The 12,626-nt window shown below is 62.3% G+C and carries 15 protein-coding genes; 1 reads left to right on the top strand and 14 read right to left on the bottom strand.

Translation table 11 applies throughout. The annotated features are described in order from the left end of the window. Positions 1–49 precede the first annotated feature (49 nt). A complete protein-coding gene (gene mdtD / locus ABQ039_RS13960; RefSeq protein ID WP_184608870.1) occupies positions 50–1,471 on the bottom strand; it encodes a multidrug transporter subunit MdtD in 1,422 nt (473 codons plus the stop codon). Positions 1,472–1,916: 445 nt separating this feature from the next. Here mdtD and ABQ039_RS13955 point away from each other — a divergent pair, with 445 nt between their 5' ends. Continuing rightward, entirely contained in the window at positions 1,917–3,440 is a 1,524-nt protein-coding gene (locus tag ABQ039_RS13955) for an AraC family transcriptional regulator (protein WP_184608872.1), read from the top strand. Positions 3,441–3,838: 398 nt separating this feature from the next. Here the strand turns inward: ABQ039_RS13955 and ABQ039_RS13950 are convergent, their stop codons facing one another. From ABQ039_RS13950 to ABQ039_RS13890, 13 genes are all read right to left on the bottom strand, one after another. Further along, positions 3,839–5,056: a hypothetical protein gene (locus ABQ039_RS13950; protein WP_184608874.1), complete on the bottom strand. Its 1,218-nt coding sequence runs from the start codon at positions 5,054–5,056 to the stop codon at positions 3,839–3,841. Between the two features lie 223 nt (positions 5,057–5,279). Continuing rightward, positions 5,280–5,903, bottom strand: coding sequence for a hypothetical protein (locus ABQ039_RS13945; RefSeq protein WP_223293132.1), 624 nt, complete (start codon positions 5,901–5,903; stop codon positions 5,280–5,282). Between the two features lie 609 nt (positions 5,904–6,512). Further along, positions 6,513–7,199, bottom strand: a complete 687-nt coding sequence (locus tag ABQ039_RS13940; protein WP_349778022.1) for a glycoside hydrolase domain-containing protein — start codon at positions 7,197–7,199, stop codon at positions 6,513–6,515. A 173-nt stretch (positions 7,200–7,372) separates the two neighbouring features. Further along, on the bottom strand, positions 7,373–7,867 hold the full coding sequence (locus tag ABQ039_RS13935) for a hypothetical protein (protein WP_349778023.1): 495 nt from the start codon (positions 7,865–7,867) through the stop codon (positions 7,373–7,375). 122 nt (positions 7,868–7,989) lie between these two features. Next, complete coding sequence (locus ABQ039_RS13930; RefSeq protein ID WP_184608879.1) at positions 7,990–9,060, bottom strand: hypothetical protein; 1,071 nt, start codon at positions 9,058–9,060, stop codon at positions 7,990–7,992. Positions 9,061–9,079: 19 nt separating this feature from the next. After that, a complete protein-coding gene (locus ABQ039_RS13925) occupies positions 9,080–9,427 on the bottom strand; it encodes a hypothetical protein (protein ID WP_024939226.1) in 348 nt (115 codons plus the stop codon). A gap of 79 nt (positions 9,428–9,506) precedes the next feature. Then, on the bottom strand, positions 9,507–10,169 hold the full coding sequence (locus ABQ039_RS13920; protein WP_080689427.1) for a RebB family R body protein: 663 nt from the start codon (positions 10,167–10,169) through the stop codon (positions 9,507–9,509). Beyond that, entirely contained in the window at positions 10,166–10,411 is a 246-nt protein-coding gene (locus ABQ039_RS13915; protein ID WP_024939223.1) for a RebB family R body protein, read from the bottom strand. Before ABQ039_RS13915 ends, ABQ039_RS13920 begins: the two co-directional genes overlap by 4 nt. Before the next feature lie 23 nt (positions 10,412–10,434). After that, positions 10,435–10,770 (bottom strand): hypothetical protein, encoded by a 336-nt coding sequence (locus ABQ039_RS13910; protein ID WP_184608881.1) that lies wholly within the window; start codon positions 10,768–10,770, stop codon positions 10,435–10,437. A gap of 106 nt (positions 10,771–10,876) precedes the next feature. Further along, on the bottom strand, positions 10,877–11,155 hold the full coding sequence (locus ABQ039_RS13905) for a RebB family R body protein (protein ID WP_022973268.1): 279 nt from the start codon (positions 11,153–11,155) through the stop codon (positions 10,877–10,879). 52 nt (positions 11,156–11,207) lie between these two features. After that, on the bottom strand, positions 11,208–11,474 hold the full coding sequence (locus tag ABQ039_RS13900; protein WP_054591479.1) for a RebB family R body protein: 267 nt from the start codon (positions 11,472–11,474) through the stop codon (positions 11,208–11,210). A gap of 30 nt (positions 11,475–11,504) precedes the next feature. Then, positions 11,505–11,774: a RebB family R body protein gene (locus tag ABQ039_RS13895; RefSeq protein WP_024938705.1), complete on the bottom strand. Its 270-nt coding sequence runs from the start codon at positions 11,772–11,774 to the stop codon at positions 11,505–11,507. A gap of 35 nt (positions 11,775–11,809) precedes the next feature. Continuing rightward, a complete protein-coding gene (locus tag ABQ039_RS13890) occupies positions 11,810–12,097 on the bottom strand; it encodes a RebB family R body protein (protein WP_024938706.1) in 288 nt (95 codons plus the stop codon). Positions 12,098–12,626: the final 529 nt, after the last annotated feature.

Genomic DNA, 12,626 nt, shown 5'->3' with positions numbered 1-12,626 from the left:
CACGGCGCTGCGCTGGCGCGCGGCGCTGGTCGATGGCGCAGCGGCCGCGTCATTCGGCGACTTCTTCCACCTGCCTGGGATGTGGCCGCGTCTCGGCCAACTGCCAGAAGATCAGCGTCGACGACAAGGTGATGCCACCGACGCACAGGAAGGTCGCATGCAATGCGGCAGTGGCGCCGTGGCTGTCGCCCAGATGCGTGTTGAAGGCGGCCAGCAGACTGCCCGCTGCCGCCGCGCCGAACCCGGTGGCCAACATCATCACCATCGATAGCAGGCTGTTGCCGGGGCTGGCCTGCTCACGATCCAGGTCGCGCAGGGTCACGGTGTTCATGACGGTGAACTGCAGCGAGTTCACCGCGCCGAAGCAGGCCAGCTGCACCAGCCGCAGCCATAGCGGCTGGCCGACATCGACCAGCGCGAAGCTCGCCATCGCCAGGCCCACCAGCACGGTATTGAGCATCAATACGCGGCGATAGCCGAAGCGACCGACCAGCTTCACCGCTGCACGTTTGGCCGCCATGCCGGCCAACGCCACCGGCACCATCATCAGCCCGGCATTCATCGGGCTCATGCCCAGGCCGACCTGCAACAACAGTGGAATCAGGAACGGCATCGAGCCGCTGCCCACCCGCGCAAACAGGTTGCCCAGGATGCCGATGCGATAACTGGCCACCTTGAACAAGGCCAGTGGAAACAACGCCGCCGGCGTGCTGGCCGCATGCAGCCAGTAACCGGCCAACGCGGCCAGCCCGCCGATGGCCAGCAGCATGACAAAGGCATGGCGCAGGCCGAGCTCGGAGATGCCGTCCAGCGCCAGCGACAGTGCCACCATGCCGAACGCCAGCATCAGATAGCCGATCAGATCGAAGCGCTGGCGTGCATCGCCGTAGTGGTCCGGCATGATCTTGAGTGCGGCAACAAACCCGATCACACCGATCGGCAGGTTGATCAGGAACACCCAGTGCCACGAGGCGACTTCCACCAGCCAGCCACCCAGCGTGGGGCCGACGAGTGGGCCGATCAATGCAGGAATCGCGATGAAACTCATCGCGCGCAGGAAGTCGGCGCGCGCCACGGTCTTGAGCACTGCCAGCCGGCCCACCGGCAGCAGCATCGCCCCGCCAATGCCTTGCACCACGCGCGCCGCAACCAGCTGCGGCAGCTGCTGCGCGGCGGCGCACAGCAGCGAGCCCAGCGTGAACACGATGATCGCCGCAAGGAAGGTGCGCCGGGTGCCGAAGCGGTCCGCAATCCAGCCCGATGCAGGGATGAACATCGCCACCGCCAATGCATAACTGAAGACCACCGACTGCATCTGCAGCGGGCTTTCGTGCAGGCTGCGCGCCATCGACGGCAGCGCCGTATTGACGATGGTCGCATCCAGCATCTGCATGAAGATCGCCAGCGACACCAGCCACAGCAGCGGCTTGATGGTGTCGTAGGCGCGCAAGGTGGGCACGGGTTGGGACATGAGCATCGCCATCGGGAAGACAGCGCATTATCCCTGCGCGCGCGTGCAGAACGTCGCAACACTATATACGACGCCATTGCTTGAGCCCGTCGCAGCGTCGCATCGCCGCAGCGGCAACGAGTGAGACGCGCCGCACCCAATCCAATTGCGGACAAGCCCGATGCTACGAATCGTCGGGAACGGGCTGTGGCGGCGTGCTAATGCCAGATCTGGCTTGCACCAAGCGGTTGCTTTGCTGGCGAATCGTTTTGCGCCTGCCACCGTCCAGTCACCGCAAGCGAGCGTTGTCTCACATCAGGGTGGATCGACCGAGGGCGGGCGAGAGGAGCGTTCGTAGAAAAAGCGGAATGCACGCTTGGAGCTTTGCCGACGGTCTGGTCAGGGATGGCGCGACTTGGGTCTGGCCGCCTTCCGAGCGCGCCAGTAGATCAGGTCGAAAGCATCCATGGAAAAGCAAGTCTTTGATGTAGTGCAGCGCGCCTATTTCCCAGGCGATCCCTTGGAGAAAATGCTGGGAAAGATCGCTGCACAACTGTCGCAGAGCGCGATCACGAACGGCGCGGTATGTAAGTTTGTCGCGGTGGAGCATCACGGTCCACCGGGTCCGGTTCTGGCAGAAACCCAGCCCCCGCCCACGCAGTGTTTTCCCGTCCAGCACGGCCGGCAAGTGCTCGGCACACTGAATGTCACGCCGGCTCAAGAACGAATGACCCCGGAGGCGATGACGCTGTGCCAGCAGATCGCAAAGTATTGTGCGTACCTGATCAAGCGCGATGCCGCGCGGGCAATCGCGCAAGACCGGTTTGGTCGCGCGCTGTCGATCGTGGGCGTGAGCGAAGAGGTCTTGACGATCGACGAATTTGTCGAGCACGGCGCATACAGTCGCTTGCCGGTCATCGTGCGCGGCGAGTTCGGAACCGAGAAGGAAGCGGTGGCCGTTTTGCTGCATGCAGCTTCACCCTGGCGGGAGGGGCCGTTCGTTGCGATCGACTGCGCCGCTCCAAGCAACGCACCGGCGGCATGGTTCAAGCGCGGGGCCGGGGGAACGCTGTTCCTGCAGAGCGTGGACGAGCTCGACGACGCGCTACAGCGCCAGTTGGCCGGGCAGCTTTGTGGCCTCGGCGTGCCATGGTCCGCCGTGGACGGCGAGGACTCGCCACGCGTGGTCGCCTCCACGACCGCTGATCTGTCGCGCCGCGTACGTGCCGGACGCTTCTCGCGGGCGCTGCTGTCGCAACTGGATGTCCTGTCGATCGAACTTACCTCGTTGCGCAAGCGACGGACAGATATCGGCTTTCACGTCGAGCATGTGCTGGATCGGCATGGCCTGGATCACGGTCAGGTGGTCACCGAGGTGTTGATGGACGCCCTGACCCACTACCCATGGCCGGAAAACCTCCAGGAGCTGGAGCGGGTGGTGCTGCGCCTGGCGGTCATGACAGCCGGCAGGCCGATCGGCAGCGCCGACATCCAGCGCCACGCACCGCGTCTGTTGGAAGGCCGGGTGCAGGGAGCGCAGCACCATGCATGCGCGACGATGTCGCAACCGGCCGATCTTCCGGCTGAGCCCACGCCGCCGGGAACGCCTGTCGACTGGATCGACGGCCTTCCGCATCGCCCCGGGCAACGTCTCGCCACCCTGCACGACGCACTGCGGCGCGCCCTGGTGCATCTGGGCGAGCACTATGCCGAGCCGCTGACCCTGGGCGATCTGGCACGGCAGGCGCACGTTAGCCAGTCGCATCTGGGCTTTCTGTTCCGCGACGAACTCGGCACCCCGTTCAAACCGATGCTGCAGCAGCTACGGATCGAAAAGGCCAAGGAGCTTTTGCATCAGCAGCGCAAGCTGCGCATTACCGAAGTGGCGCTGAAGGTCGGTTTCGGCGACCTGAGCCATTTCGAAAAGAGCTTCCGACGGCTGGTTGGGGTAAGCCCGCGTGAGTTCCGTAGGGTCTATGGCCAGGATTGACCGTCAGATATGAGGCCCCAACTTCGTGCTGGGTTCATCGGCTGGGCCCAGCATGCGGTTGCTTACAAATGCGCCGCCTCTCAGAAAAAATTCTATTCAAGCACCGATTGGTTGGGGTGGCCGACTTGCGGCGCCCGAAAAGATCGCGCCGGGTCGTGCCCATCGGCTGTCTCTACCTCTACTACATGCGCGGCATCGATCGCGTGCATCAGCAATCCATCCAATCCCGCTTCACTCCTGCGCTGCCGACAACGAGCTGGCATCATTCGGCCACGGGTACGGCAGTGCAAGGATGGTCCCGGATTGCTAGCGATCAGGTCCAGCGTAGCGAAAAAGCGCAGTTGTGGCACGGTTGGGCTGCCTGTAACGCATTGGGGCGGTCGGGCGAGTGAGGTCTTTCAGGGACGACTAATGAACCGCCCTGTGGTTACCGGGAACCACTGAGCCAGCAAGTCCCTTTCAATGGCCTCCGGCCTTCCTGTCAGATCGGCATAGTGCTTGATGTAAACACTGCGATGGTGCCAATTTACAAAGATCGGATCGGGGTGCAGCATCGGTAGCGATGTCAGGCCCGCAACAACCGCACCGGAACCCACGGCTGCCCATCGGTCTCCGCTTTCCGTTTCCACACATCCCATGCCGTAGCCCAGTTGCCGCATTGCGATGTAGCTTCTATCGTCCTTGAGAATTTGTTCGTAGAGTTCCAATAAGCCGGTATCCTTCAGATTCAGGCATGAGCCGAGCTGCGTCCCATTATCCCGCAGGAATGTCTCCGCAAGATGCCGCACCATTTGTCCTGGTTCCGGAAAGATCTGGTTGCCGCCGCCCTTGCCATTCTTGGATGCGTTTCCGACAAGGGTCGCATGGGCACCAGGCATGAGGATTAGTTCCTTCTTTACTTTTACGTCCGGGATGATCGGAGTAAAGCCGCGCGCCCTCTCATCGCGTGCGTATACGGCGCGGTACTCCAGCACGTTGGTATTCAGTGTTGTCCTGTTTAACTGGAAATTCAAAGGACCGGGTACCGGGTCTATCGCGAAAATGTTGACGCAGATGTGGCGGAGCTGCGGGTCGGCATACATTGCATTGGCCATCATGTGGCAGGTAACTGCGCCACGGCTCCAGCCAATGAGGTTGACGCGGTCAGGCAGTGGTGTTCGCAGGACTTTTGCTCGCGCCTTTTGTAAGGCTTGGGGAACGATTTTTCGGTGCTTATTGGCAGGGGTCCAGCCACCAAAAGTGTTCTGCGGCTCAAGTCCAGCTGCTTCGGCAGCTGCCTTTTCCCTTTGTAGGATGCGTATTTCCGCATCTGTCATTAAGGCCCTCATATGGCTGGGGTCCTTCTTGATCACCGCAATCGCGTGCTTGACGTTCTCCTCCCAGCCCGAGCCAAAAGTAGTACCCCGAGCATCAGTGTAGTTCCCCGGGACTGTCCATTTATCGTTTTCTTGTTGATTCCCGCTGCCCGGTCCATCCGCTATGAGCCAATCGTCGAACTCCACCCCGAGATGGTTGCGTGCCAATGTGGAGATAAGCTGTCCTTCGCTGTAGTTTGCACTGTCGTAATCCAGGCTGTTCGATCCTGTCCCGCAAAAAAATACTGTGAATGTTGACATTCTTGATGTCTCCAGAATCTCGGGTGGTTGGGTCGCTGTATTAATCTATGTGTGGATTACGGGGCTCGTGCACTACGGTGGTATGAGGGTGAACTCTTGATGCATTCACGGAGTGAAATGTGGCTTTTGCTGCTAAACTTTCGCTGTAGTCGAGTTGCGTGATTATTCAATGCACTGCTGTTGACCGGGGTTGTGATTGCGGCGGGCGTGTCATGTGGTGGATTTATATAAATCCACCCATGATGTTTTGCATCAAATGGCCTTGAAGCGAGTCGCGTACTTTTGTCAGTTGGATGACATAGGAGGAATAGTCGTTCTCCGACTCGAGAAGGTAGTTGATGAGCAGCGTGAGAGAGGCTAGGACGCAATTGAAGCTATTGAATCCGTCACCATTCTTCAGTGCGAAGACATTGATTTCCGGAGCCACAGCACGGAACCATCGCGGGAAATTTCCGGCATCCTCCTCTGTTACAGGTATCTCGAAACTGACGCAGGTCGGGTCGTCAAGCATGGCGCTATCATCTTGCCAGTGGCCTCCACCGCCTTGGCCAAAGAACGCCCATGGATAACCCGACACATTCGGTACCAGTCCCCTGACGAACTGGACCCGCCCGCGAAGACGAGACAGAACGGCCGTATGACCTGTAAATTGCTGTAACAGGGGAGAGCGCGATAATCTTGAGGATCCGATTCCCATGTTTTGCTCGGTCCAAGCGATCAAGGTCGGGTCGGGGTCGACTTCATAGCGCATGTCTGGCCGGTGCCTCCAACGTCCTTGGTGTCGTGAGATGCCTGCGATGCCGACGGAATTGGTTTGTTCTGACATCAAATCAACTATTACTGTCATTTCACATCTCCTTTCGAGGCGGAAGGTGCAGGCCGGCATATGCCGTACCGAGATCGAGCGACCTGATGGCGGAGTTCTCTTGCCGCTGTGGTAATGCGTACTCGTGGGCTGGCTGCTGCAGGCGCTAGGTTTTATGCGGTTAGATCGGCATGATCCCGGTCTGCGGGGATACGCGCATGCACGCTCGATACAGACGTGGGCTCTTGGACAGGGGTGTCGGAGCGTTTTTTAATACCGCCGATTTCGCTATACTTTATTGGGGAAAATCCACAGTTATTATTCTTTCCGAGGGCGCTAGCCAATCGTTGCAGGTCCCTTTGGGCGAGGGTTGCTATGGAATATTGATGTGATTCCATGGAGCTAGGTCCGCACCAGGCGTTGATCCGGATTCGGCTTTGGCCTGGTTTCGACGAGTGCGTTGGCGGATTGATTGACGCAGGTGATGCGCTTATCCGGTCGTTTAATGCATTGAATCAGTGCGGGGGAAAGTGGGGTGACGCGTGGTGTCGTCTATCGATGCAGGGAGTGTCGGGTTGGTTGCAAGGGATCTTCATGCATTGCTGGAGTTTATGGGTTCCTGCTTTTTCCCGATGCAGGAAATACGCGCAATCACGCCGAGCTCGGATCGGCTAAACTCGAATAACTGAGGTCAACTTCCAGTCCATCGCACGGCGTACCAGGAAGCGACAGCACCGCATCCTGTTCGTATTGCCAGAGCATGGCCTGGGAATAGCCGCAGCCGGCCGGATCGGAGGGCTGGACGTGCCGGATGTCGCCGGCGTAGAGGTGACGCCCTGCCGTGGAGACCCGCCAGGCCCAGACGCGCGGGGAGGGGCAGGGGCCTATCCGCGACAGCAGTTCCACTGCGCGCGCGTGCGAGCAGTACAGGCCGGGCGAAAAACCATTGCCCAACAGCGCGGCGATCCACATACGGATGTAGTCGATGGCTGCCTGTGGCGGGCTGCCGCCATCTTCCCAGTCGAGATAGACCACCGCGCCATCGGGAAAGCCTTCGGCGCGTGCCAGCGCTGCGGCCTGTGCACCATCGAGGCTGCCCTGCCGGGCGGTGACGTCGTGCGAACCGGGGCCGATCGTCTGCTGACCAAGGTAGACGGGCGCCAGGCCCCAGCCTTGTGCGATCAACGCAGCGCGTTGGCCCATCCAGCCGGTGTCGGCATGGCTTGGCGCCGGTGCGAGGTAGTAGCCGCACCACGCCAGCTCGGCCTGGGTCTTGAGCCAGTCAAGGGCGGGCAATCCGGGGAATTGATCGGTGTCGAAGCCTGTGTAGACGGTCATGTCGGAATTCCTTCGGATCGGGCGTTGGCTGGGCCGGGGCTAGATGGCCGCGGCAAGTGGGGCTGCGCTGCTGGATCAACGTGGCGGCGGGGAGCCGGCAGACCGGCGCCAATGAGACCGGACGGGTTCATCGCGAGACCGGCTTCATCGCAACGCCGAAACGCATCGCTCCGTCAGCTGGCTATTCCGTCGTCGGCGTTCGGAGTGGCCGGCGACGTCGCCGCCATTGCCTGCTCGGTCTGCTGCTGCGCGGCGGTCACCGCCGCAGCGGCGGCCTGTTCTGCCTGCTGCAGTGCCTGGTTTGCGCTATCGATCGCCTGGTCATTGCCAGCTGCGGCGGTCGCGGCGGTTGCGGCCTGCATGGCCGCCCGTACTGCCCTATCGCTGGCCGCCATCGCCTGATCGATCTGGGCTTGCGCCGCTTTCAGCGCCGCTTCGATCTGCGAGGATCCTGACGATTGCGCAGTGGAGGCTGGTGTCTGGTACGGGGGCGTGGGCTGAGTATCGTCGGACATGCTGGTATCTCCTGAAGTGGACGCGGAATGGAGCGGTGTGACGGCATCGGCACGCGATGGTCGCATCGGCGCGGCGAGTGGTGCGGTTTCGGTTGGGCGCTGCGCTGCAAGCGCGCGCAGCCTCTCACCCAGTGCGTTTTCGGCCTGCGCCATGCCCTGGCGTGCGGCCGCTAGGGCAGCGGCGCGACCTGCATGCACCGCTTCGCGCGCCGCGTCGGCGGCGCTGGTCGCAAGCGGGGCCTGGTCGCCGGCCGCAGCAGGCGGGGGCGGTGTGCTCACTGCGTGACCTCCGCATCCGTGTCTTGCGAGGTGGTGGGTGACGCAGGTGCGGCACCGAAGTCGCGGAGCGAGATGATGCCGCCGTTGACCTGCAGCAGTGCAGCCAGGGCATCGTTCTGCATGGTGAACACGCAGCTGCTGCCATCCTGGCCCAGCACCCCACGGCTGGGCCGGTTGGCCGCCAGGAAGGCCTGCGCCGACTGAAGGTAGAGGCGGATCGCATCGCTCGCCGCCTGGTCGTCGCCGTCGCCTCGGTAGCGGGTGTGCTGGACGATCTGCTGGGCCGCCAGCGATAGCCGCGCGAAGCCGATCTGGCGACCGCGTGCCAGCCATTCGGCAACGCTGCGCTCGACCTCGTTGGGCGAAGGTAACCCCTGCACCTGTGGGCAATCCAGGGTGGTGAACAGCTGCGGCAGCAGCGTCTGCAGCGCCGAGGCCGCCGCATGCGCACGTTCGTCCTCAGCGGCGATGGTGGAAGTGCAGGCCAGATAGAAGCGGTAGTAGTCACAGAATTCCAGCGGCGTGCGCGCCTGCTCGATGGCGAATGCTGCTGCCTCCTGCTGCAGTGCTGGCGTGACGTCGGCTGGCGGCGCTTCGGCGGCCAGTTGGCGTAGCGCCAGGCTTTCTTCAAGGTCCAGCGACTGGAACACGCCGGCGCCATCGACCTTCAACTGGGTCAGCAGGCTGCGGCCTGCGGCCAGGTCGCTTGCGGTGTACAGGGCGTTGTCGCGAAAGATGCGCTGCAGCTGCGCCTTGACCACCGAGCCGGTGTCGCCTGCTTCGGCCTGCGCCAGCGTGCCCAGGTCGGTCGGACTCAAGGTCATCAGCTTGACCGGGCTGACCTTCAGCTCCAGCTGTGGCAACAAGGCCAGGCGCGAGCCATGCAGGCCTTGCTGCACTTCGTCGAGCAGGCTGCTCTCGTCGGGAAAGTCGTAGCGCACACCGGGCGACTGGATCGCCCAGGCCAGCCACTGCGTGCCTCCATCGATGAAGGCCAGGCACTGCCTGCCCAGCGTCGAGAGCATCGTCGGCATCGAGATCAGGCGGCCTGCGATTGAAACGGACATTGCGTGACTCCTTGTGAGTTCAACCAGCGGGGAAATTCTTCAGCACCAGCCCGGCCGCCGAACCGATCCTGGCGAAGTCGTCGGTGGCGCCCTGCATCAGTGCCTGCGCCTGGGTAAGTGCAGTGACGTACTTGTCATCGCCGGTGGCCAGGTACTGCGCCATCGCGACGCCAACGGCCGTGGTGGCGATCGTGGAGACATTGCGCAACGCGTCGGTGGCGTCCTGCACCGCGATGGCAGTGGACTGCGCCACCGATTGGTAGGCTTTGCCGGCTCCGCTGGTCAGCACGACCTGCGGGCTCATGGTCGCCAGCTGCACCTGGTTGATGACATCGATGACCTGCGCATTGACCTTTGTCGGTTCCATCTTGATTCCCATGGAATGATCGGCCGCCTTTCAATGAGGCCTGGTGGTAGGGGGGGCTGACCTCATCTCTGCGGACGCCCTATGACTGAGCAGGCGGCGCAGGTGCAGGTGCAGGGATAGATGCAGATGCAGGTGCAACAGGAGCAGCAGATGCAGATGCAGCAACGACAGGGGGTGTGCCTGTAGCTGCAGCTGCGGGTGAAGTTGCGGCTGCAGCAGCAGGAGCATCAGAAGTGGCAGCATCATCGGGGCCGGCACCGGAGGCGGGGGGAGTAGCGGGCAGGGGCGGCGGTACGCTCAGCGCATGCACTTCCAAGAGGTCGGCGGTTGCGGTCGCAGCATCTGCCGAGGCGCCTTGCGCTTGCGTTTTCAGCACGTCGACGGCCACCTTGGCTTCCGCCGCTGCGGCGGCGATGAGCGCTGCAGGCGGGGGCGGTACGGGGGGCGGGCCGGGCAACGGCGCGACCGTCGGTGGTGGTCCGGGTGGTGCAGGCGGTGGTGGCGGCGCCACCGGGAACGGTGCCGAGATCATCTTGGCGCAGGCGGCGGTGATCGCTGCTGCATTGATCATGCCGGCGCCTTGCTGCCGGTTGACGGCGTTGTGCATCGCCATGCCCAGCGTCTCCAGCATCACGGCATCGAGCATGCCGAGCGCCTGTGCGGGCGCCTGACCGGTGGTCAGCGTCACGATGCTGCTCACCGCATCGACGACCTGGCTGTTCACGCTACTGTCGTCGATCATGACGAAGTCGCTCCCTTCTGGATGATTAAGGCAAGGATTTGAGTAAGGGCTGCATCGGCAAGCACCTGTCCGCGCTGCTGGTTGGCGACTGCGTTTTCCATTGCGAGGGCGATGGAATCCGACAGCGCCAGATAGGTCGCCCCCATCGCGAAGGCCGGCGCCTGGCCGATCGCCATCGCCGCACCTGTAGCGGCGGTACCGATCAGGTTGGCGACGCTTGCAGCCTGCGCGCTTGGCTCCATGACGGGGCACTGGCATCAGTGTCCTAGGCCAACGACGGCCTGCGCTGTGCGACGCCAGCCGACGCCGAGAACAGCACGGTGTTCTGTGGTTCGTGTCTGCACGCGTACTGCAAGGCTACGCCATCGGGCACGCGTTCCAGGAATGCAAAATTGCCCTGCGGCACGTTGATCACGCTGTCCAGCTTCCGGCGGTAGACCAACGGCTGCACTCCGGGAATCACAGGCAGGATGCCGTCGAACTCGACGTTGATCACCGCCTTCTGGTGCGGCGCGAACGTCGCCACAATGGTGCGGCCCCGGATCAGTCTGACGACGACGTCCAGGGTGTTGGACGTGGGGATATGACGTAGTTGCAGCATGAGACGTCCTTTCTCGATTCGGCCAGCGAACTGCGTGGTGGTTGCAAAGGCTTCGCGTATCGAACCAGGCGCCGCTCTCGCTGTGACAGCGGCGCCTGGCTGCCGATTACCGGAGGCCGGCGCTCAGGATTTCCCGGGTGGCGACGCCATCGGACGCGGTATCGATCGAATACAGCGTGGACACGCCCTGGGTCGTCGACGCCTGCATCGTCACGTAGGACTGCTGCTGGTTGTTGGTGGCGTTGTGGGCGGCATTGGACAGCGCCTGGCTGGTGGCAACAAACAGGTTGCCCATTGCAATCGCCGGCGCATCGCCGAGGACCTTGGTGTTGACCTGGGAAACGGAATCGGTGATCTGGCTGTTGACGGCGGTCGGAAAGGCCATTGTGATAGTTCCTTGAGGTAGGGAAACAACGAAGACGCTGCGGCGTTAGCGGTTAGCCGAGGATCTTCCTGGTGGCGGCACCCGTGGTGCCGGTATCGAGCGAATACAGCAGCGAAACGCCCATCGTGGTTGCTGCCTGTGCGGTGACATACATCTGCTGTTGCGCGAGGGTTGCGTTGTGGGCCGCGTTGGCCAGCGCCTGCGCGGTGGCCTGGTACAGATTGCCCATGGCTGCGGCTGGAGCGCTTCCCAATACCTGCAGATTGGCCTGGGTAACCGAGTCGGTGATCTGGTCGTTGACGGCGGTGGGAAATGCCATTGGCGAATGTCCTTGGCGTTAGCCGGGCCGTCAGACGCCCAGGATCTGCTTGCTGACGACGCCGGTGGTGGCGGTGTCGATGGAGTACAGCGTCGCCACGCCCATCGTGGTAGCCGACTGCGCAGTGACGTAGCTCTGCTGCTGCGCGTTGGTGGCGTTGTGGGCGGCATTGGCCAGCGCTTGCGCGGTTGCCTGATACAGATTGCCCATCGCGATCGCCGGTGCGTCGCCCAGGACCTTGGTATTTACCTGGGTGACGGAATCGGTGATCTGATTATTGACTGCGGTCGGAAATGCCATTGCTTGCTCCTTATGTGCCAGAAATCACGGTCGGCTTAGCCCAGGCCCTTTATGCCGGTGCTCAGAACCTGCTTGGTCGCAACCCCGGTGGTGGCGGTGTCGATGGAATAGAGGGTGGCCACGCCCATGGTGGTGGCCGACTGCGCAGTGACATAACTCTGCTGCTGCGCATTGGTCGCGTTATGGGCGGCATTGGCCAGTGCCTGCGCGGTGGCCTGGTACAGATTGCCCATGGCGATGGCGGGGGCATCGCCCAGCACCTTGGTATTGGCTTGTGTGACGGAGTCGGTGATCTGGTCGTTGACGGCGGTTGGAAATGCCATGCGTTTCTCCCTGTTCTCGAATGAGTGGAGCGTTTGAACAAACGTGACGATGTCGAGGTTCGGCAGGCGGCCTGCCTGTCCGGAGATGTGTTGCAGTGGCACCGCATCACCGTGGAGAAACAGTAAATCTCCTTGCTCCGGGAAAATTGGTCTAAACGACGGCAATGCCGGGCTTATCGACGTGAAGCCGATCCGCTTTAGGGCGGCATGCGATGTAATGACGCGTTTTGGAACCGCGTGCGGGGAATGTCGTGGTGAATCGCAAAGGGAGTAACGGAAGGACCATGCAGAACAGGCGAGCACAGGCTGCTGCTGACGCAAGGCAGCAACGCTCGCGTCCGCTTGGCGACTCTCTGCGGCAAGTCAATGGCCGGCCGGTACGCTGTCGGTACCCCGCGAAACCGGAGCCCACGCGCATCGATGATTGACCGCGTTGCGGCTGAGCTCGGCGCGCATCACGTCGCAGTGACGTCGGCAGGGCGCTCACTGCGCACATCACTGGAGTGGCGAGATCACGTTCAACGGAACG

This window comes from Xanthomonas sp. WHRI 6108 (assembly GCF_040202385.2).
GTDB lineage: Bacteria > Pseudomonadota > Gammaproteobacteria > Xanthomonadales > Xanthomonadaceae > Xanthomonas > Xanthomonas arboricola.
This window is presented reverse-complemented; position numbering and strand designations above follow the sequence as displayed.

What these genes read in the sequence shown, in the direction of transcription:
- mdtD (WP_184608870.1), bottom strand. Translation starts at nt 1,471, where the DNA reads ATGTCCCAACCCGTGCCCACCTTGCGCGCCTACGACACCATCAAGCCG.
- ABQ039_RS13955 (WP_184608872.1), top strand. Translation starts at nt 1,917, where the DNA reads ATGGAAAAGCAAGTCTTTGATGTAGTGCAGCGCGCCTATTTCCCAGGC.
- ABQ039_RS13950 (WP_184608874.1), bottom strand. Translation starts at nt 5,056, where the DNA reads ATGTCAACATTCACAGTATTTTTTTGCGGGACAGGATCGAACAGCCTG.
- ABQ039_RS13945 (WP_223293132.1), bottom strand. Translation starts at nt 5,903, where the DNA reads ATGACAGTAATAGTTGATTTGATGTCAGAACAAACCAATTCCGTCGGC.
- ABQ039_RS13940 (WP_349778022.1), bottom strand. Translation starts at nt 7,199, where the DNA reads ATGACCGTCTACACAGGCTTCGACACCGATCAATTCCCCGGATTGCCC.
- ABQ039_RS13935 (WP_349778023.1), bottom strand. Translation starts at nt 7,867, where the DNA reads ATGGCGCAGGCCGAAAACGCACTGGGTGAGAGGCTGCGCGCGCTTGCA.
- ABQ039_RS13930 (WP_184608879.1), bottom strand. Translation starts at nt 9,060, where the DNA reads ATGTCCGTTTCAATCGCAGGCCGCCTGATCTCGATGCCGACGATGCTC.
- ABQ039_RS13925 (WP_024939226.1), bottom strand. Translation starts at nt 9,427, where the DNA reads ATGGAACCGACAAAGGTCAATGCGCAGGTCATCGATGTCATCAACCAG.
- ABQ039_RS13920 (WP_080689427.1), bottom strand. Translation starts at nt 10,169, where the DNA reads ATGATCGACGACAGTAGCGTGAACAGCCAGGTCGTCGATGCGGTGAGC.
- ABQ039_RS13915 (WP_024939223.1), bottom strand. Translation starts at nt 10,411, where the DNA reads ATGGAGCCAAGCGCGCAGGCTGCAAGCGTCGCCAACCTGATCGGTACC.
- ABQ039_RS13910 (WP_184608881.1), bottom strand. Translation starts at nt 10,770, where the DNA reads ATGCTGCAACTACGTCATATCCCCACGTCCAACACCCTGGACGTCGTC.
- ABQ039_RS13905 (WP_022973268.1), bottom strand. Translation starts at nt 11,155, where the DNA reads ATGGCCTTTCCGACCGCCGTCAACAGCCAGATCACCGATTCCGTTTCC.
- ABQ039_RS13900 (WP_054591479.1), bottom strand. Translation starts at nt 11,474, where the DNA reads ATGGCATTTCCCACCGCCGTCAACGACCAGATCACCGACTCGGTTACC.
- ABQ039_RS13895 (WP_024938705.1), bottom strand. Translation starts at nt 11,774, where the DNA reads ATGGCATTTCCGACCGCAGTCAATAATCAGATCACCGATTCCGTCACC.
- ABQ039_RS13890 (WP_024938706.1), bottom strand. Translation starts at nt 12,097, where the DNA reads ATGGCATTTCCAACCGCCGTCAACGACCAGATCACCGACTCCGTCACA.